This window comes from Streptomyces sp. XY431 (genome assembly GCF_001279805.1).
In the GTDB taxonomy this organism is placed as follows: Bacteria; Actinomycetota; Actinomycetes; order Streptomycetales; family Streptomycetaceae; genus Kitasatospora; species Kitasatospora purpeofusca.
Window position 1 is genome coordinate 1 of the sequence record NZ_LGDO01000067.1, and the last position, 18,834, is coordinate 18,834.

The 18,834-nt window shown below is 74.0% G+C and carries 17 protein-coding genes and 2 pseudogenes; 7 read left to right on the forward strand and 12 right to left on the reverse strand.

Annotated features, from left to right (window positions below; genetic code table 11):
- Positions 1-124 precede the first annotated feature (124 nt).
- The 3 genes from ADK60_RS09975 to ADK60_RS09985 all read right to left on the reverse strand — a co-directional run bounded on the left by ADK60_RS09975 (position 125) and on the right by ADK60_RS09985 (position 3,193).
- On the reverse strand, positions 125-877 hold the full coding sequence (locus tag ADK60_RS09975) for a hypothetical protein (RefSeq protein ID WP_053644950.1): 753 nt from the start codon (positions 875-877) through the stop codon (positions 125-127).
- A gap of 165 nt (positions 878-1,042) precedes the next feature.
- Entirely contained in the window at positions 1,043-1,810 is a 768-nt protein-coding gene (locus ADK60_RS09980; protein ID WP_045943549.1) for a maleylpyruvate isomerase family mycothiol-dependent enzyme, read from the reverse strand.
- 51 nt (positions 1,811-1,861) lie between these two features.
- The gene (locus tag ADK60_RS09985) at positions 1,862-3,193 is read right to left on the reverse strand and encodes an aldehyde dehydrogenase family protein (protein ID WP_053644953.1); all 1,332 of its coding nucleotides are present in this window, start codon (positions 3,191-3,193) and stop codon (positions 1,862-1,864) included.
- Between the two features lie 116 nt (positions 3,194-3,309).
- Between ADK60_RS09985 and ADK60_RS09990 the strand changes: the two genes are divergently transcribed.
- Positions 3,310-3,777 carry a MarR family winged helix-turn-helix transcriptional regulator gene (locus ADK60_RS09990; protein ID WP_053644955.1) on the forward strand — a complete coding sequence of 156 codons (468 nt, stop codon included), beginning with the start codon at positions 3,310-3,312 and terminating at the stop codon, positions 3,775-3,777.
- A 214-nt stretch (positions 3,778-3,991) separates the two neighbouring features.
- Here ADK60_RS09990 and ADK60_RS09995 read toward each other — a convergent pair whose 3' ends face one another.
- The gene (locus ADK60_RS09995; RefSeq protein WP_053644956.1) at positions 3,992-5,110 is read right to left on the reverse strand and encodes a fatty acid desaturase family protein; all 1,119 of its coding nucleotides are present in this window, start codon (positions 5,108-5,110) and stop codon (positions 3,992-3,994) included.
- 7 nt (positions 5,111-5,117) lie between these two features.
- Positions 5,118-6,173, reverse strand: coding sequence for a ferredoxin reductase (locus tag ADK60_RS10000; RefSeq protein WP_234371016.1), 1,056 nt, complete (start codon positions 6,171-6,173; stop codon positions 5,118-5,120).
- Positions 6,174-6,260: 87 nt separating this feature from the next.
- On the opposite strand from ADK60_RS10000, the gene ADK60_RS10005 reads away from it, so the two are divergent.
- On the forward strand, positions 6,261-7,427 hold the full coding sequence (locus ADK60_RS10005) for a PucR family transcriptional regulator (protein ID WP_053644960.1): 1,167 nt from the start codon (positions 6,261-6,263) through the stop codon (positions 7,425-7,427).
- Between the two features lie 3 nt (positions 7,428-7,430).
- Here ADK60_RS10005 and ADK60_RS44670 read toward each other — a convergent pair whose 3' ends face one another.
- The 3 genes from ADK60_RS44670 to ADK60_RS10015 form a co-directional block, all read right to left on the reverse strand.
- Positions 7,431-7,586, reverse strand: a complete 156-nt coding sequence (locus tag ADK60_RS44670) for a hypothetical protein (RefSeq protein ID WP_159400374.1) — start codon at positions 7,584-7,586, stop codon at positions 7,431-7,433.
- A gap of 6 nt (positions 7,587-7,592) precedes the next feature.
- Positions 7,593-9,788 (reverse strand): trehalose-6-phosphate synthase, encoded by a 2,196-nt coding sequence (locus ADK60_RS10010; protein ID WP_053644962.1) that lies wholly within the window; start codon positions 9,786-9,788, stop codon positions 7,593-7,595.
- A gap of 166 nt (positions 9,789-9,954) precedes the next feature.
- The gene (locus ADK60_RS10015) at positions 9,955-10,881 is read right to left on the reverse strand and encodes a carbohydrate kinase family protein (protein ID WP_234371017.1); all 927 of its coding nucleotides are present in this window, start codon (positions 10,879-10,881) and stop codon (positions 9,955-9,957) included.
- A gap of 489 nt (positions 10,882-11,370) precedes the next feature.
- On the opposite strand from ADK60_RS10015, the gene ADK60_RS10020 reads away from it, so the two are divergent.
- The gene (locus ADK60_RS10020) at positions 11,371-11,667 is read left to right on the forward strand and encodes a hypothetical protein (protein ID WP_053644965.1); all 297 of its coding nucleotides are present in this window, start codon (positions 11,371-11,373) and stop codon (positions 11,665-11,667) included.
- Between the two features lie 159 nt (positions 11,668-11,826).
- On the forward strand, positions 11,827-12,882 hold the full coding sequence (locus ADK60_RS10025) for an NAD-dependent epimerase/dehydratase family protein (RefSeq protein ID WP_053644967.1): 1,056 nt from the start codon (positions 11,827-11,829) through the stop codon (positions 12,880-12,882).
- 63 nt (positions 12,883-12,945) lie between these two features.
- Here the strand turns inward: ADK60_RS10025 and ADK60_RS10030 are convergent, their stop codons facing one another.
- Positions 12,946-14,082, reverse strand: coding sequence for a sensor histidine kinase (locus ADK60_RS10030; protein WP_053644969.1), 1,137 nt, complete (start codon positions 14,080-14,082; stop codon positions 12,946-12,948).
- Positions 14,079-14,837, reverse strand: coding sequence for a response regulator transcription factor (locus ADK60_RS10035; protein ID WP_053644970.1), 759 nt, complete (start codon positions 14,835-14,837; stop codon positions 14,079-14,081). Before ADK60_RS10035 ends, ADK60_RS10030 begins: the two co-directional genes overlap by 4 nt.
- Before the next feature lie 177 nt (positions 14,838-15,014).
- Between ADK60_RS10035 and ADK60_RS45645 the strand changes: the two are divergent.
- The 3 genes and pseudogenes from ADK60_RS45645 to ADK60_RS10045 form a co-directional block, all read left to right on the forward strand.
- Positions 15,015-15,728: pseudogene (locus ADK60_RS45645) on the forward strand (glycosyltransferase family 2 protein); the annotation flags it as partial.
- A 171-nt stretch (positions 15,729-15,899) separates the two neighbouring features.
- A complete protein-coding gene (locus ADK60_RS45650; RefSeq protein ID WP_502687411.1) occupies positions 15,900-16,358 on the forward strand; it encodes a TIGR04282 family arsenosugar biosynthesis glycosyltransferase in 459 nt (152 codons plus the stop codon).
- Positions 16,355-17,026, forward strand: coding sequence for a methyltransferase domain-containing protein (locus ADK60_RS10045; protein WP_053644972.1), 672 nt, complete (start codon positions 16,355-16,357; stop codon positions 17,024-17,026). The genes ADK60_RS45650 and ADK60_RS10045 overlap by 4 nt, the downstream gene beginning before the upstream one ends.
- Positions 17,027-17,131: 105 nt before the next feature.
- Here the strand turns inward: ADK60_RS10045 and ADK60_RS48350 are convergent.
- Both ADK60_RS48350 and ADK60_RS10050 read right to left on the reverse strand, forming a co-directional pair.
- A pseudogene (locus ADK60_RS48350) lies at positions 17,132-17,215 on the reverse strand (molybdopterin-dependent oxidoreductase); the annotation flags it as partial.
- A gap of 215 nt (positions 17,216-17,430) precedes the next feature.
- Positions 17,431-18,834 (reverse strand): glycosyltransferase 87 family protein (locus ADK60_RS10050; protein ID WP_199839630.1); only part of this gene is annotated, 1,404 nt, incomplete at its 5' end.

The window sequence follows — 18,834 nt, forward strand, 5'->3', positions numbered from 1 at the left end:
CCAACCCCCCGCCGGGCCCCCCCCCCGCCCGCCACGCCCGCGCCCACGGGGCCTGGCCCGCCCACCGTCACTCCCGCCGCCCGCCGCCCGCCGCCCGCGTGCGGAACCGGCGGGGCCCGGCGGATCAGCCCGGTTGCAGGGCCCGCGCCAGGTCCTCGGCCTCGCGCAGCTGCTCGACGCCCAGCCGGCGAAGGCCGCGCAGCAGCAGGGCGGCGTCCGTCGCTGACGCGTCCGGCCGGGGTCCGTCCGGCGGCAGCAGCATGCCGAGGAGCGCCGCCGGCACGGCCGCGGGCAGGCCGAGCACGGTGGCGAAGTCGACGAGCAGATCCGGGGTCAGCCGGTCCTCCCCGGCGGCGATCCGCCCGTAGGCGGTGGACATCCAGTAGCGCCCGGTGAGCAGGTGGAACACCTTCGCCGTCCCGGTCCAGCCGAGGTTGCGGGTGGCGACCATCCGCATCAGCAGGTTCCCGGCGGACCGCGGGTCGGGGGCGGGGGCCGAGGCGGGCAGGCCCTCGATCCGTCCGGTCGCCCGGACGGGCGGCAGACCGGCGACGAACGCGCGGAGTTCGGCCCGCCGGTCGGCCGGCAGCGCCTTGCCGAACCGCAGCACGCTGACGATGGAGGTGGTGGCCATCCCGCCGGCCGGTGCGAGGTCCTCCGGCAGCGGGACGGCCGCGATCTCGAACAGGTCGGCGGTGTCCAGGCCGAGCGCGGGGGCGAGGCGGCGCAGCAGTTCCTGGTCCGGCGCGGCACCGTCCAGCAGCGCGAACACGTCGGCCTCGCCGGCCCCCGCCCGGTGGGCGAACTCGGCGGGCTCCTGACCCTGGTGGTGCAGCAGGCGGGTCAGCAGGACGGCGAAGCCGGGAAGCTCTGTCATGGCGCCAGCATAGGGCGAGCCGGCCGGTTGGCCGCACCGCCGCCCACCTGGGCGGATGCCTCTCACGAGCGGCGGCGGGCAACCGTGCGGCGGGGCGGTCGGACGGCCGCCCCGGGCTCAGGCCCCTCCTCTCCGGTCACCCCGGTCGGCGGGCCGGCCGACGGCTCAGAAGGCGGAGTTGGCGGTCCAGTGCGCGAGCAGCTCGTCGTCCCCCCGCACCTCGAACCGGCCGGCGGACCGGTCCAGCCGGCCGTAGAGGAGGAGCAGCAGGTCTGCGGCGGTACCCCGGACCGACGCGTCGGCGCTCGCTGCGGCCTCCCGGGCCTGCCGGTCGAGCCCGAAGCCGTCGGGACGCAGCCGGACCAGCCAGTCCCCGTCGCCGTCGGTGCGGGTGAACCGGATGGTCCGGTCCGCGCCCCGGAGGGCGGCCGTTCCGGGGGCGAACCCGGCGGCAAAAGGCAGGTTGGTCAGGAACTCCGAGACGCCGTCGGCGGCCAGCACCGGGTCGATGTCGGGGTCCAGGCCCAGGGCGAGGTCGGCGTCGACGCGGTGCACCAAGGTCTCGAACAGCATCCGGCGCACCCAGAAGCGGGCGTGCTGATCGGCGCCCCAGGCCCACATCGGCGCGTCGGGATCGACCGAGGCGAATTCCGCGCCGGCCTGCTCCGCGGCCTCGGCCAGCCAGGCGGGGTAGCCGTCCGGCGTCGGCGGCAGGTGCAGCTCGACGTCCCTGCTGCGCGGCGGCTCCTGGAGTCTCTGCCGCAGCAGGACGGTGAACCAGCGCTGCACGCTGCCGGTGTGGCGCACCAGGTCGGACAGCGTCCAACCGGGGCAGGTGGGCACCGGGGTGGCCGGGTCGGCGGTGCGGACGGTGGCGACGAAGCGCGAGGTCTCGGCGGCGACGGCGGCGGCGTGGTCGATGGGGGTGGTCACGGGTTCGTTCTCCGGGGTGGTCGGTCGGCTCGGACGGCGGCGCCGCTCGGCTCAGGTGAGCGGCTTGTCGACGACGGCCTTGGCGTGGCTGAACGTGTCGATGGAGTACTCGCCGTGGTAGCGGCCCATGCCGCTCTCCCCCACGCCGCCGAAGGGCAGGTCGGGCATGGCGAGGTGGGAGACCGGCAGGCCGAAGGAGAGCGCGCCGGAGGAGGTCTCCTCGGTGAGCCGCCGCTTGGTCCGCTCGGACTCGGTGAAGGCGTAGAGGGCGAGCGGCTTGTCACGCTCGTTGATGAAGGCGATCGCCGCGTCGAGGTCGGGCACGGCGACGATCGGCAGGATCGGGCCGAAGATCTCCGCGCGCATCACCGGCGCGTCCGGGGAGACGTCCGCGAGGACGGTCGGGGCGAGGTAGCGCTCACCGCGGTCGTGACCGCCGCCGGTGACGACCCTCCCGTCGTCCAGCAGCGCGGTCAGCCGGTCGAAGTGGCGGTCGTTGACGATCCGCCCGTACTCGGGCGCGGCTGCCGGGTCGTCGCCGAGCAGCTCGCGCACGGCGTCGGCGAGGTGCCGCTCCAGTGCGGTGGCGCTCTCGCCGATGGCGAGGACGTAGTCGGGGGCCACACAGGTCTGGCCGGCGTTGAGGAACTTGCCCTGGGCGATGCGGTTCGCGGTGACCGCCAGGTCGGCGCCGGGCTCGACCACGACCGGGCTCTTGCCGCCGAGTTCCAGGGTGACCGGGGTGAGGTGGCGGGCGGCCGCGGCCATCACGATCCGGCCGACCGCACCGTTGCCGGTGTAGAAGATGTGGTCGAACCGCTGCTCCAGCAGGGCGGTGGTCTCGGGGACGGCGCCCTCGACCACGGCCACCGTGTCCGGGCCGAGGTAGCGCGGCAGCAGCCGGGCCATCGCGGCGGACGTGGCGGGGGCGAGCTCGCTGGGCTTGACGACCACCGTGTTGCCGGCCGCCAGGGCTCCCACCAGCGGGACCAGCGCGAGCTGCAGCGGGTAGTTCCAGGGCGCGACAACCAGGACCACGCCGAGCGGATCGCGGACCACCCGGGCCGAGGCGGGCCGGAAGAACCCGGGGACATCGGCGGGCTTCGGCCGGAGCCACTCCTCCAGGTGCGCGACGGTGTGGTCGAGCTCGTTCAGCGTGAACCCGATCTCGGTGCGGTACGCCTGCGCCGCGCTCTTGCCGAGGTCGGCGGCCAGCGCCTGCTGGAACACCTCGGTCTGCTCGGTGAGCATCGAACGCAGGGCGGCGAGCCGGTCCAGGCGCCGGGCGAGGGGCTTGGTCCGGCCACTGTCGAAGGTGGCGCGCAGGCGGGTGACCAGGGCGGGAACGTCGGCCGCAGCGGGGGGCGGCGGGGTGTGCGTCATGAGGGTCACGCGGTCCTTCCAGGGGCTTGAAGACCTGGATGGTTGATGTCTTCAAGTACTTTCGACGGTAGACCTCGATGGTTGAGGATGTCAACCGATCTCCCTATGCTGGACCCATGCCCCAGACGCCCCGGCCCGCACCAGCGCCCTCCCCCGAAGAGCTGATGGACCGGCTCGCGCGGGTGGCAGCGTCCTACTACCGCCACTTCGCGACGGTGGCCGCCGAGCACGGGCTCACCCTGATGCAGGGCAAGACGCTCAGCCTGCTGGTCCGCCCCCGGCCCATGCGCGCCCTCGCCGACCTGCTGGCCTGCGACGCCTCCAACATCACCGGCATCGTCGACCGGCTCGCGGCCCAACACCTCGTCCGCCGGGAAACCGACCCGGCCGACCGCCGGATCAAGAACATCGTGCTGACCGAACAGGGCGAGCGCACCGTCCACGGCATCCGGGCCGAGCTGATGTCCGGCCTCACCGCGCTCGAACACCTCACACCGGACGAGCGCGACACCCTGCACACCCTGCTGGGCCGTGCCTTCCCCGAGACCGCCACCCCTCAGGACCAGTCCCTCCTTTCCCCTTGACCCGCGAGTTTCCCGGCACGAGCGACGTACCGCCGTGCCGGCGGCACCCCGGAGCCGGGGCAGGTGGCGCTCACCTGGACGTTCGACGAGTCGTAGACCGGAGCAACGGAGCCCCTTCCCGCACGGGTCGGTCGGCGGCCCGTGCAGCGGCACCGAACGGCGTCGACGCCGTACTCGACCTGATCGGCGGCGAAGCCCTCCGGATCCCGCCGGGTCAGGCCGCGACGAGCTCCTGGTCGCGGCCCGGCGTCGTGACCTCGGGCTTCCTGTTCGGCAGCGAGAGCCGGAAGACCTTGCGCCACGCGGAGAACACCTGCTTGGGCAGCGGCCCGGTGACATACTCCAGCTCGTACTTCTCGAACAGCGCGCGCACCTTCACCGCGACCTCGGCGTACCGGTTGCTCGGCAGGTCCGGGAACAGGTGGTGCTCGATCTGGTGCGACAGGTTGCCGGTCATGAAGTGCATGGCCCTGCTGCCGCTGATGTTCGCCGAGCCCATCATCTGGCGCAGGTACCACTGGCCGCGTGTCTCGCCCTCGATCGACCGGCGCTCGAAGACCTGAACGCCCTCGGGGAAGTGCCCGCACATGATCACCGAGTGCGACCAGATGTTGCGGACCAGGTTCGCGGTGAACGTGGCGGCGAGCGTGGTGGGGAACGACGGGCCCGACAGCAGCGGGTGGACCACGTAGTCCTTGAGCGCCTGCTTGCGGATCTTGCGGCCGACGGCCCTGGCCCGCGCGCGGAACTCCGGGTCCTTTCGGCGACTCCTGTGCAGGTTCTTGCCGAGCTCCAGGTCGTACGCCGCGATGCCGTACTCGAAGAAGCAGGCGTTGACGAGGTTCCACAGCGGCTGGCCGAGGTGGAACGGGTGCCACTTCTGGTCCTCGTCGACGCGCATGATGCCGTAGCCGAGGTCGTTGTCCTTGCCGATCACGTTGGTGTACGTGTGGTGCAGCTCGTTGTGCGAGTGCTTCCACTGCTCGGACGGCGAGACGTGGTCCCACTCCCAGGTGGTGGAGTGGATCTTCGGGTCCCGCATCCAGTCCCACTGGCCGTGCAGGACGTTGTGGCCGATCTCCATGTTCTCGATGATCTTCGCCACGGACAGACCGGCGGTGCCGAGCAGCCACGCGGGCGGGAAGATCGAGAACAGCAGCACACCCCGGCTGGCCAGCTCGAGCTTCCGCTGCGCCGAGATGACCCTGCGGATGTAGGCGGCGTCCTTCTGCCCGCGGCCGGCGATCACCTCGTCGCGGATCGCGTCCAGCTCGCGGCCGAGCTCCTCGATCTGCTCCGCGGTCAGATGGGCGGTGGGGTCGATGGCGGTCAAGATGCTCCTACCGTTCGATGTCGCAGGGGCCCGCCGCGGCGGACACGCAGGTCTGGATGAGGACGCCCGGCTCGGCCTCGGTGATCTCGCCGGTGCGCAGGTCGCGGACGGCGCCCGCCCTGAGCGGCGTGACGCAGCCGAAGCAGATGCCCATGCGGCACCCGGAGGGCATGAGCACGCCGGCCTCCTCACCGATGGCCAGCAGCGGCGTGGCGCCGTCCGCGTCGACGGTCCTGCCGGTGGCACTGAAGGTGACCTCGCCGCCGTCGCCGACGACGGCGATGCGAGGTCGGAAGCGTTCGGTGCGCAGACGCTCCCGGACGCCGTGCCCGGTCCAGTGGTCCTCTGCGGCGTCGAGCAGGCCCGCGGGCCCGCAGGCCCAGGTCTCGCGCTCGGCCCAGTCGGGCACGAGTTCGTGGAGACGGGCGATGTCGAGCCTGCCGTCCGCGCCGGTGTGCACCTCGGTGAGACGCAGCTTCCCGGCCGCTACCAGGTCGTGCAGTTCGCTGCGGAAGATCACGTCCTGCGGCTTCGGCGCGCAGTGGACCATGACGACGTCGTCGAAGTCGGTGTCGCGCAGCATGCCCATCACGGGGGTGATGCCGCTGCCGGCCGTCAGGTAGAGCACCTTGGCGGGCGCGGACGACGGCAGCACGAAGTCACCGGTCGGCTGGTCGAGCCGGACCAGCGTGCCCGGTGCCGCCCTGCGGATCAGGTGGTTGCTGACCTTGCCGTCCGGGACCGCCTTCACGGTGATCGTGATGCGGCCGTCCCGGCGGTCTGTCGGCGAGGTGATGGAGTAGACGCGCCACAGGCGCGTCCCGTCGACGTCGACCCCGATCCGCACATACTGGCCGGCCGTGTGACCGCGCCAGCCCCGTCCCGGCCTGATCACGACGGTCGCGGCGTCACCTGTCTCGGGGTGAACGGCCTCGATGCGCCCACGCAGGTCGGCACCCGCACGCAGCGGGCCGACCAGGTCGAGGTAGTCCGACGGCAGCAGCGGCGTCGTGACCATCTCCAGCAGTTTCCACGCCCTGCTGCGGAGGGCTGTACTCGTCATGACTCCAGCTTGCTGCGCCTCAGGGCGTAAAGTCCTGACCGCAGGATGTAAATCTGGTCGACTGGATTGTTCGCAAGGAACAAAAACGTGAGCCATGCAATCCGAAGGGCCGGCGAACCGGTCCTGGACGAGACGACGGTCGCCGCACTCCGGGCCGCGCTGAGGGCCACCGCCGACGAGGTCGTCCAGGCGATCATCGACGAGGTCCCCTCCTACGCCAACGCCCTTTCGGGCCGCATGGGCGGCACCATCCGCCGGGCCGTCCGCACCGCGTTGGGGCACTACCTGGACCTCGCGAGCGGGAACGCCATCGGCGGCGACGCCGGTGACGCGGCCTACGAGCTGGGCCGCGGCGAGGTGCGCGACGGCCGTTCGATGGACGCCCTGCTCAGCGCCTACCGCGTCGGGGCCCGCGTGGCCTGGCGATGCCTTGCGGCGGGTGCGGTACCCGCGGGCCTGCCCGCCGCCGAGGTCGCGAGGTTCGCCGAACTGACCTTCGCCTACATCGACGAGCTCTCCGCCGCGAGCGCCGCGGGCCACGCCGACGAACTGGCCGCCCGGGGCCGGGCCCACGAGCGCCACCTGGAACACCTGACCCGCGACCTCCTCGCGGACGCGAGCCCGGACGTGCTGCTGGCCTCCGTCCAACGAGCCGGGTGGCAGCCCCCGGTATCGCTGACGGCGGTCCTGCTGCCCGCCGCCCAGGCCCGGCCTGCCTACCGCACGCTCGACCCGGGCACGCTCGTCCTCGACGACCTGCCGGACGCCACCGGTGTGCTGCTCGTCCCCGACGCCGACCGATCACGCCTCTTGCGGCAGCTCACCGACCGCACCGCCGTGGTGGGCCCCGCCCGGCCATGGACCCGTGCGTCCGCCTCGTACGCACGGGCCGTACGCGCGCGCTCCCTCTCCCCCGACATCCGTGACACCGAGGAGCACCTGCCCGAGCTGGTGCTGAACGCCGACGCGGACGCGTTCGCGGACCTGCGTGCCCGAGCCCTCGCACCGTTGCGGCCCCTGCCCGTCGCGACCGCGCGGCGGCTGGAGGAGACCTTGCGGGCGTGGCTGCTGCACCAGGGCAGGCGGGACGAGGTCGCGGCGGCGTTGTTCGTCCATCCCCAGACGGTCCGGTACCGGATGTCGCAGCTGCGGGAGCTGTTTCCGGACCTCGCATCGCCGCACCGGGTCCTCGAACTGACGCTGGCCGTGGGTCCCGGGTCTGCCGGGCCCTCCGGCACGGGGGTGGTCAGGTGAGCGTCAGGGTTCGGTCCGGCCGTGCACCGGGCACCGGACGACGGCGGGAGCGAGGGTGCGGTCGTCGAGCCACAGGGCCTGGTCGCCGACGGTGCGCTGCTCCGCGGTCGCGGTCTCGGTCATGGTCGCCAGGTCGGAGACGGCGGCTCGACCAGTCACCTGGACTCAGCCGCTCCGGGCGTACTCGGGACTGCGCAGGTCCTGGCCGGGACCCGGGTCGCGGCCTCGGATGGCGGTGGTGATGTCGGCGGCCCAGTCCAGCGGGTGGCGGTTCCCCAGCAGGTCCGCGAGGCGTTGCAGTCGCGCCCGGCGTTCGTCGGGGGTGAGCGTCAGCGCCCGGTGCAGGGTTTCGACGAGGTCGGCGGGTGAGTAGGGGTCGGTGAGGAGCGCCGCGGTGCCCAACTGCGCGGCGGCACCGGCGTGACGGGAGAGCACCAGCGCACCGGAGCGGCCGGCCGCGTGCTGGGCGGCGACGAATTCCTTCGCGGTCAGGTTCATACCGTCCTGCAGGGAGGTCACCCAGAACACGTCGGCCGCGAGGTAGTGGTCGATCACCTCGGCCAGCGGCAGACTGCGCGGCAGGTACTCGATGGGTCGCCACTGCCCCTCGTGCCACGCACGGTTGATCTCGACGATGCGGCGTTCCAGCTGCCGGCGGGTCGCGTCGTGGGAGGTGATGCCGGCCTCGGGCGGCGGGCACACCAGGCGGAACCTCAGCCGTCCGCGCAGCTCGGGCCGGCGGGCGAGCAGCGCGGCGATGGCTTCCACCTTCTCGACCGGGGCCTTGGCGTAGTCCAGGCGCTCGACGGAGAGCACCAGTGCGTCCTCGGCCGCGCCCGCCCGGGGCAGGCGGGTGCAGGTGCGGGCACGGGTACGAGCACGGTTGCGGGCCAAGGCCGCGATGGCACCGCGGTCGATGCCCAGCGGGTGCACGCCGAGCCGGGGCATCCGCGGGGATCGGGCGAGGACCCGCCGGAAGCGGTCGGCGAATGCCTCGGTGTGGAATCCGGCCCAGTCCAGGCAGCTCAGCGAGGCGCGGATCTCCCCGGCGGTGGGAAGGGCGGCGAAGACGTCCGCCGGCGGGAAGGGGGTGTGGTGGAACAAGCCGATCCGCAGGTCCGGGCGGGTCGGGCGGAGAAGTCCGGGGACGAGCCACAGGTTGTAGTCGTGCAGCCAGACGGTGGCACCCGGTGCGGCCCGGGCCTGGATGTGGTCGGCGAAGCGGGCGTTCACCTCGCGGTAGTGGGTCCAGGCGTCGGGGTCGAACCGCAGGCGCTCGGGCTGGGACATCAGCACCGGCCAGAGCGTCTCCTTGCACGCCCGGTGGAAGTACCCCGACCACTCGGCGGGGTTCAGCCGGACGAAGGAGAGCGGAAGTCCGGTGTCGTGGCGGTCCAGCGGTGCCGGGCGCGCGTCGGGGCCGTGGACGGTGCCGGTGTCGATGCCGGTGTCGGTATCGAGGACCGCGTCGGTGTCGGTGTCCGTGTCGGTGTCGAGGACTGCGGCGGTGGTCCAGACAGCCTGCGGGTTCCCGCTGAACAGGCTGCGCAGGGTGGGCAGGATGCCGTTGGGGCTCGCGGGTGGCCGCCACCCGTCCGGGGTCCAGGTGACCGGTGGCCGGTGGTAGCCGACCACGAGCGGGTACTCGCGTTCCACCCAGCCCAGTTCCCGGAGGGCCGACAGGATCCCTGCGGCGCCCGGCCGGTCGGGGCGGTGGACGCGGTCGTCCTCGGGTACAGCGTCGAGAAGAGCGGGCTCGGCGCCACCGACGATCACTGCGTGGGTGCCGAGCCCGAAGAGCGACAGGTCGTTGAGGGAGTCGCCGGCGACCAGGACCGAGGACATCGGCCAGCGCTGCTCGGCGGCCAGGGCGGCCAGGGCGGCGCCCTTGCCCGCCCCCGGCGGCAGGACGTCGAAGTAGCGGTCCGCGGAGTAGAGCCACGTGCAGCCCAACGCCCGCACCGCGTCGGTGAGCTCCCGCGTGATCCGTTCGGGACGCAGGTGGAACGAGCAGCGGCCGTCCTGGGCCACGCCGTGCTGGTACGTCAGGCCGGGCAGGTGACGCAGTGCGGCGCGTACGCGGCGGGCTCCGGGCCAGCCGCTGCGCAACCGGCTCTGCAGGGGCTCGACCGGGGCCAGCGAGACGCCGTCGAGGACGCTCGCCCCCACGTCGGCGATGATCCAGCGCGGCCGGGGCACCAGCGGGTCCCGCAGCACCTCTCGTACCGAGGGCAGGCCCCGACCGGTCGCGAAGACCACCGTCAGCTCCGGATGACGGGCCAGCGCGGCTCGCAACCGCCGACGGTCGGCCCGGTCGCCGCCCAGCAGCGTGCCGTCCAGGTCAGTGACCAGAATCCTCATCCGATGCCCCCTTCGGCGCGCGAGGGGCCGGGCCCACGCGCGTCCGCTCGTGTCAGCTCAGGATCACCGGACGCTAACACGAGGCGATCACCAAGTGAATGGGGCCTGCCACTGTGTGCAACGGCCGGGGTGCCCAGCTCCGTGGGTCACGGCGGGTGGGCAGGGTTCAGGGACGGGGGACGCGAGCAAGCCAGTGCAGCAGCCCGGCGGGGTCGAGGGCGCGGCTGGAACCCGGGCCGGTCACGGCCGCGGCCCCGCACGCGACGGCGGTGGCGAGGCAGGCCGGCAGTTGCTGCCCCGCGAGCAGGGCGTGCACGAAACCGGCGTTGAAGCAGTCACCCGCTCCGGTGGTGTCCACGACGTCGGCCGGGACCGCGCGGACGTCGTACCGTTTCCCCTCCTGCACCGCGCTCGCCCCCTCGCCCCCTCGCTTGACGACCACGGTGGGGACGAGCCCGGCCAAGAGGTCGAGCGCGTCGTCCACCGTGCCCGCACCGGTCAGCCGCAGCGCCTCGTCGGCGTTGGGGGCGAAGACGTCCACGCCGGCGAGGACCTCGCGCACCGTGGGCGTGTCGAGGGTGGCGGGCACGTCCTGGCAGTCCATGAACACCAGGGTTCCGAGCTGACGCGCAACCGACAGCGATGCCTTCAGCTCGGCACCGTAACGCAGTTGGGGCAGCATCAACACCGCGGGGCGGTGCTCGCGCAGCAACTCGGTGAGCGGCGGCGCCCCGTGCGGATCCTGGTAGCTGACCATGGCCCGGTCGCCGGGGTACGACAGTGCCACCGTGACACTGCGCAGCGGAGCGGCGTGGTGCCGAAAGCCGCTCTCGTCCAGGCCCTCGGCCCGAGCCGCGCCGAGCACGAGCGAGCTGAACAGGTCGGTGCCGAAGTCGGCGGCCCACACCACGTCGCGGCCCAGCCGGTGCATGGCCATCGCCGGCGTGAAGGCCCCGCCGGGAAGCAGGTCGAGCGCCCCGGCGAAGACCTCGGTGCCCGGCCGGACCGGCCGTTCGAGGCCCTGGAAGATCAGATCGGCGAAGTAGTCGCCGACCACCAGCACTTCGCGACCGCGCGCCGCACCGACCCTCACCCGTAACCTCCCTGGCGGTAAGTCACCAATACCTGCGCCACTCGCTCGTCCCGCTTCCTCGACCGGCTCCTGCGGCCGGTGCCGCCTGGCCTACCCGGAGCTTCCGGGCCGTACACGTGTCCGAGCTGCGGGGCGAGGGTTCCCGCTCCAGGTCCCGGGGCCACCGCCTCAAGCCTTGGGCTCAGCCCGTCGGCCCAGCGGGTGCCGGACGGCCCGCCGATCTGCCGCAGCACGGCGACGGCTCACCCCTGACGACGGCGGCTGGCGGCGGGCAGCGCGTACGCCGACGCCAAGGGCGGGTTCCGGCTCGTCGATGCGGGCACGGACCACCGACCGGAGCCCGTCGCCGGGCCGACGGCCGTCGCCTACCGCGAATCCGCACAGCCGAATCGCGGCCTGAAGACCGGAATTCCCGGCCGCGTATAATGGGATCCGCCTCTGGCACCACTCGATCGTCCTATTGTTGGACCCCAATCCGCAGGAGGACCGATGATCGGCGTGCTCGTGACTTTCACGCAGACCGAAAAGCTCGATCGTTCAACTCTCGAAAAGACTGCCGACGAACTCCGAGGACCGTTCGAAGGCATGGCCGGCCTTCGCTTCAAGAGCTTCATGCTCGACGAAGACGGCTTTCGGGCAAGGAACTTCTACGTGTGGGACGACGAGGACAAAGCCCGCGCGTTCTTCACGGAGGAAATCGTCGACAAGGTGACGGGGATTTATGGCGTTCCCCCCGAAATCGAATACCTCGACATCGTGGGGTTCGTCGACAACTCCGGCACCTGAAACCCCTGCGGTCCGAGTCGTTCCGGACCGTCGGGCCCTGCCGCGGAGCTTCCTCGCACGCGATCGGGACCGACCGCCGCTGCCGGCCGTCTTACGGATCGCTGACACCGTCCCGCTGCGACAGCCCGGCGGCCGGGCCGGCCGGTAACGTCGCCGGTCATGAGGATTCTGGTCACCGGCGGCGCCGGGTTCATCGGTTCGGCCGTCGTGCGCACTCTGGTCGCTGCGGGCCGTGAGGTCTGCGTGCTGGACGCGCTGTTGCCCGCGGTCCACCCTTCGGGGTCGGCTCCCGATCTGCCGGCCGGCGTCGAGTTCCGGCACGGCGATGTACGGGACGCGGCCACGGTGGAGCGCGCCCTGGCCGGGGTGGACGCGGTCTGCCACCAGGCGGCGATGGTCGGCCTCGGTCTCGACCTCGACGACGCGCCCGAGTACGTCGGCTGCAACGACCTCGGCACCGCGGTGCTCCTGTCCGCGATGGCCCGCACCGGGGTGCGGAACCTGGTGCTGGCCGGATCGATGGTGATCTACGGTGAGGGCCGGTACGCATGCCGGGAACACGGGAGCGTGGCGCCCGGCCCCCGGCGGCCGGACGATCTCGACGCCGGGCGGTTCGAACCGCCGTGCCCGGTGTGCGGCGCGGCGTTGCGGCCCGAGCTGGTCGCGGAGGACGCACCCGCCGACCCCCGCAACGTGTACGCCGCGACCAAACTCGTTCAGGAGCACCTGGCGACGGCCTGGGCCCGATCCTGCGGCGGGTCCGTCCTCACCCTGCGTTACCACAACGTCTACGGCCCCGGCATGCCGCGCGACACCCCGTACGCGGGGGTGGCCTCGCTGTTCCGGTCCGCACTCGCCCGCGGCGAGGCGCCGCGGGTGTTCGAGGACGGCGGGCAGCGCCGGGACTTCGTCCACGTCGACGATGTCGCAGCGGCGAACCTGGCCGCGTTGGACGACGCAGGTGCCCGGCTGCCGGGCAGCGCCCGGGCGTACAACGTCGGCAGCGGGGAGGTGAACACGGTCGGCGGGATGGCCCGGGCTCTCGCGGACGCGCACGGCGGGCCGGCGCCGGTGGTCACGGGTGAGTACCGGCTCGGGGACGTCCGGCACATCACCGCCGACTCCGACCGGCTCCGTTCCGAGCTGGGCTGGCGGGCCCGGGTGCCGTTCGGTGCGGGGATGGCCGAGTTCGCCGCCGCGCCGCTCCGGGCCTGACCGGAGCGCCGCACGAGAGCCCCGGCACCCCGCCGCCGCGCGGGTGGCGCCAAGCGGAGGACCTCAGCCGCGCGCCGCCGGGAGGGCGATCTCGAAGCAGCAGCCGCCATCGACGTTGCGCACCCGGGCGCGGCCGGCGTGGGCCTCGACGATGCCGCGGACGATGGCCAGTCCGAGGCCCGCACCGGTGTCCCCGCCCTCACCGGGGTCGCGCCGGGGCGTTCGGGCGCTGCCGGCCCGCCAGCCGGTCTCGAACACGCGGGAGAGGTCCTGTTCCGGAATGCCGCCGCAGCCGTCGGTGACCGCGAGGACGACCTCGTCCACCTCCCGTCGGGCCGAGACCGCGACGACGCCGTCCGCGGGCGTCGAGCGGATCGCGTTGACGAGGAGGTTGCCGAGCACCCGGGTGATTTCGCGGCTGTCCACCTCGATCGGCTCGGCGGCGACCTGGCGGCCCTCCAGCCGGACGCCGCGCTGGCGGGCCAGGGGGTGGGCGCCGGCCAGGGCGTCGTCGACCAGGTCGTAGACGGAGACCCGGGAGAGCGAGAGGGAGAGGGTGCCGGCCTGGATGCGGGAGAGTTCGAACAGGTCGTCCACCATGCCGGTGAGCCGCTCGACCTCGGTTCGGATCCGCCGGAGGTAGCGCTCGGGCTCCTCTGCGACGCCGTCCTCCAGTGCCTCGGCCATGGCCCGCAGCCCGGCCAGTGGGGTACGCAGGTCGTGCGAGATCCAGGCCACCAGCTCCCGCCGGGACTGTTCGAGGGCCTGTTCGCGGGCCCGGGACTCGGCGAGCCGGGCGCTGGTGGCGGCGAGTTCCCCGCTGAGCTGGGCCAGTTCGCGGCCCAGCGGGTGGGCGGGTGCGGTGAAGCCGGTGTCGCTGCCGACGGTCCTGGCGGCCTCGGTCAGCGCCCTGCTTCCCGCGACCACCTGCCGCCCCAGCAGCGCGGCCGTGCACAGGGACACGACGGCGGCCATGGCGAGCACCGTTATCACGACACCGAGGTCGTGGGCGGAGAGGAACATGGCCTGCGCGACGGCAAAGGTCCCGGAGGTGACGGCGAGCACGGTGACGACCGCGACGCAGAACAGCGAGAGCGCCATCGAGCGTCGGCGCAGCAGCCGGACGGCGGGCCAGCCGAGCAGGCCCGCGCCGCCGGCGCCGAGGGCCGCGAACAGCGCGATCAGCAGCAGGTCCTTCACGAGCGGTCCTCCTCGGCGCGCCGCACCGGGTCGTAGCGGTAGCCGACGCCCCACACCGTGCTGATCAGCCGCGGCGCGGCGGGGTCGTCCTCGATCTTCTCGCGCAGGCGCCGCACGTGGACGGTGACGGTGGAGAGGTCGCCGAAGTCCCAGCCCCAGACGCGGGCCATCAGCTCCTGCCGGGAGAACACCGTGCCGGGGTGCCGCAGGAGGAACGCCAGCAGGTCGAACTCCCTTGCGGTGAGAGACAGTTCTTTCCCCACCCGGTGGGCTCGACGGGCCGGCCCGTCGAGGGTGATGTCCCCGGAGCGGACGGGCCCGGCCGGGCTGCCGGGCTCCGGTGCCCCCGCCCGCGAGCGCCGCAGCACCGACTGGACCCGCAGGACGAGCTCGCGCGGACTGAACGGCTTGGTGACGTAGTCGTCGGCGCCCAGTTCCAGGCCGAGGATGCGGTCGGCCTCGTCGCCCCTGGCGGTGAGCATGACGACCGGCAGTTGCGCCCCGGTGTCCCGGCCGCGCAGGCGTCGCAGTACCTCCAGGCCGTCGATGCCCGGGAGCATCAGGTCGAGGACCACCAGGTCGGGGCGGTGGGCGTGGGCGAGGGCGAGCCCCTGGGGGCCGTCGGCGGCGTGGTCGACCTGGTGGCCTGCTCGGGCGAGGTAACCGGCGACGACCTCGGCCACGGTCGGGTCGTCGTCGATCACCAGGACGCGACCGGCGGCCGGCGGTCCGGTGGTGGCGGAGGGCTCGTTCACCCCGCCGAGGATAGGTGCCCCCGCGCCGGTGCGGACGCCGCAGCCGGCATCCGTTCGACCTCCGTAAGATCCGGGGCCCGCCGCGACGGCGCCCCGGTGGGCCGTCGGCGCGACGTTCGAGTTCTGTAAGGCTGCGGCGCCGCCACGCGGGGCCGCACGGCCCCTAGCGTGACCGGCGTGACCTCCGTTACCCCTCTTCCTTCCTCCGGTGTCGATGTCGTGCTGCCCTGCCTCGACGAGGCGGCGGCCCTGCCCTGGGTCCTCGGGCGGATCCCGCCGGGCTGGCGGGCGATCGTCGTGGACAACGGTTCGCGCGACGGCTCGGCCGAGTTGGCCCGCTCGCTCGGGGCGACCGTGGTCGAGGAGTCCCGGCGCGGATTCGGCGCCGCCTGCCACGCCGGGCTCCTCGCCGCCACCGCCGAGCTGGTCTGCTTCCTGGACTGCGACGGCTCCCTCGATCCCGCCCAACTGCCCCGGGTGACCGCTCCGGTGGCCGACGGCAGCGCCGACCTCGTGCTCGGCCGCCGTCGGCCGGCGACCGTCGGCGCCTGGCCCCTGCACGCCAGGTTCGCCAACACCGTGCTGGCCCACCGGCTGCGGGCCCGCACCGGCGCCCCGCTGCACGACCTGGGGCCGATGCGGGCCGCGAGGCGGGAACGCCTGCTCGCCCTCGGGCTGGGCGACCGCCGCTCCGGGTACCCACTGGAGATGGTGCTCGCCGCCTCGGCCGCCGGAATGCGGATCGCCGAGACCTCCGTCGACTACCTGCCGCGCGCCGGCCGGTCGAAGGTCACCGGCACGCTGCGCGGCACCCGGCAGGCGATCCGCGACATGCGGGCCGTCCTGGCCGCCCCGCCGCCGACCCTGCTGGTCATCGCCAAGGCTCCCGTGCCGGGCCGGGTGAAGACCCGGCTCACCCCCGCCTGTACGCCCGAGCAGGCGGCGGCGCTGGCCGAGGCCGCGCTGGTGGACACCCTGCACACCCTGGCGACCGTACCGGCCGGGCGGCGCCTGCTGGTCCTGGACGGCGAACCGGGCGGCTGGCTGCCGCCGGGGTGGCAGGTGGTTCCGCAGAGCGGCGGCGGCCTGGACGCGCGGCTGGCCGCGGCCTTCGGCCACGCGGCCCGGCTCGCCCCGCACGCGCCCGCGCTGCTGGTCGGTATGGACACCCCGCAGGTGAGCGCGGCCACCCTGGCCGAGCCGCTCTCACCGGTGCGCCGGGCCGGGGCCGACGCCTGGTACGGGCCCGCGTCCGACGGCGGCTTCTGGGCCCTCGGTCTGGCCCGGCCGACCGAGGGCCTCGCCCGTCGACTCCTCCTCGGGGTGCCGATGTCGACCCCGGACACCGGGCAGATGCTCCTCGACCGGCTCGCGGCGGCCGGCCTGGCGGTGCGCCGGCTGCCCGAAGCCACCGACGTCGACACCGTCGAGGACGCCGGGCTGGTCGCCGCCCAGGCACCGCACAGCCGGTTCGCCGCCCGCCTGCGCTCGTTCCGGACCGCCCCCGAGGTGGCGGGTTGAGCGGCGCCGCGACGGCGTGGATCGACGACCCGTTCGCCGAGGCCGTCCGCACCGGACGCGGCCCGCTGTGGCTTCGGGGCGACGACGGCCACCGGATCCCGCTCGACATCGAGCGCTGGTGCGCGCCCGCCGCCGGCGGCGACCACAGCCTGCTGCTGCGCTGCTTCGACCTGTCCGCGCCCGTCGTGGACCTCGGCTGCGGGCCCGGCCGGCTGGTCGCCGCGCTTCTCGCCCTCGGCGTCCCGGCACTCGGCGTCGACGTCACACCGGCGGCCGTCAGCCGCACCCTGGGCCTCGGCGGTGCGGCGCTCTGCCGGTCGGTGTTCGACCGGCTGCCGGCCGAGGGCCGCTGGGGTGCGGCCCTGCTGGCGGACGGCAACCTCGGCATCGGTGGGAACCCTCAGGCCCTGCTGCGGCGGGCCGCCGAACTGATCGCCCCGGACGGGCTGCTGCTGGTGGAGGTCGAACCGCACGAGGCCGACGAGCGCGTCACCGTCCGGGTCGAGGGCCCGGACGGGCGGCTCGGGCCGCCGTTCGCCTGGGCGCGCCTCGGCGCCGCAGCCGCCGTCCGGCGGGCCCGCGGCGCCGGGCTGGTCGAGACGGAACGGTGGACCTCCCACGGCCGGCACTTCCTCGCCCTCCGCAGGTGCGCCGCCCCCGCCCGCTGAGGCCGTCCAGCCGGCCGGGGGCGCCCCTCGGCCGGCGGCTCACGGACGAGGCGCGGCGGTGCACGGTGCACCCGGCGCTCGGCCCGGGTGAAGCGGAGCAGCAGGTCAGGCGGTCGGCGCATCGTCACGTCCGTTCGAGCGGCCGACCCAGGCGTCGGTGTCGTAGCCGGGTTCCTCCCAGTAGCCCGGCAGCAGGCCGGTGAGACCCGTCGGGTCCTTGCCGGCCGCCGCCTCCCGGGGGCGCCGGAGCTACGGGCCGGCCGCGACTCCCGCCGCTCCGAGCCCGAGCAGGCCGAGCACCACGCGGCGGCCGACCGGTGTTCCCCGGCCTTCTTCGTTCTGTCCGCTCAGGCTGCCGGTCCGACCAGCCAGGAGGCCGACGGGCCAGGGTCTGCGCCGTCCCGTCAGACTTCCGTCATTTCCGGCCGCCCACCGCCACGGCGTTCTTGCGCCAGGACTGCCCGCCCCTCGATGTGCCGGCGCAGCAGCGGGACCAGGAGGACGACGCACAGCGCCGTCCCGTAGGCGAGTTGCTGCGCGGTCTGCCCTCCGGTCAGGTAGAGCGCCTGGCCGGCGGCCGGGACGGCCAGCCACTCCCAGCGGCCGTCGAGGGCGACCAGCGCGACCACCAGCAGCCCGTACCACGGGTAGCCGGGCGCGACCAGCAGCAGCGCGGTGCCCGTCACCAGCAGCGCGCCCTCCCAGGGCCGGTCCCGGTCGCCCCGGCGGAGCACCCGGACCACCACGATCGCCAGCACCAGCCCCGCCGCCCACGGCGCGAGGCGGTCCGGCAGGACCAGGCGCAGCAGCCCGAACCGGTCGATGTGACCCTGTTCGTAGCCCTCCTCCCGCAGGTAGCCCGGCAGGTAGCCCAGGACGGAGGTGCCGGAGACGGCGACGTACGGCAGGTAGGAGAGGGCGAACGCGCCCAGTGCGGAGCCGAGGAGCAGGACGTCGTCGCGGGTCGGGCGGCGGGCCGGCAGGCCGGACAGCGCACCGGGAAGGGCGAGGGCCGGCAGCAGTTTGGTGGCGACCGCGCCGCCGAGGAGGAGTCCCCCGCGAACTGCTCGGCCCCGGGCCGCGCAGCCGAGCCCGGCGACCGTGAGCAGCGCGCCGAGCGTGTCCACGTGCGCGTCGTTGACGGCCCACACGGTCACGCCGGGGAACCACCCCCACAGCGCGGCCCGCCATGGCGCCCGCCGCGTTCCCAGCAGGAGCCCGGTGGTCGCCACCGCCAGCAGTGCCCCGGCGGCCTGTACCCCGCGCACCCCGCCCCCGAGGGGGTGCAGCGCGAGGAACCAGACCTGGGCGACGGGCGGATAGACGGTGTGCACGGCCGGCCGGTTGATCCGGGTACAGTCCCCGGCCGCTGTCCGCCGCTCGTCCCAGCCGGTACAGCCGTCGCCCGCCGGGAAGAGCCCGGGATCGCGCAGCCCGGCCAGCGCCGGGTCGTCCGGGGTGTGCGCGTAGGGCGAGATCCCGGCGGCCTGGACGCGCCCGTCCCAGACGTAGCGGTAGGCGTCGTCGCTGGTCCGCGGCGGTGCCAGGAGTCCGACGGCGGCCACCGCAAGGCTGCCCGCCAGGACCAGTGGCACGGCCGGCCGGCCGGGCACCTTGCGCAGCAGCAGTACCGCGAGGGCGAAGAGTACGGCGTCGAGGAGGTACCAGCCGTGGCGCGGGAGAGCGCCGGCCTGGACAACGGTCAGCGCCAGGGCGGTGACCAGGGCGGCAAGGGCGAGGAGGCAGCGCAGCGCGGTACGGGGGATCACGTCGGACACCCTCCCACCGGCGCGGGCCGGCGGGCCGGG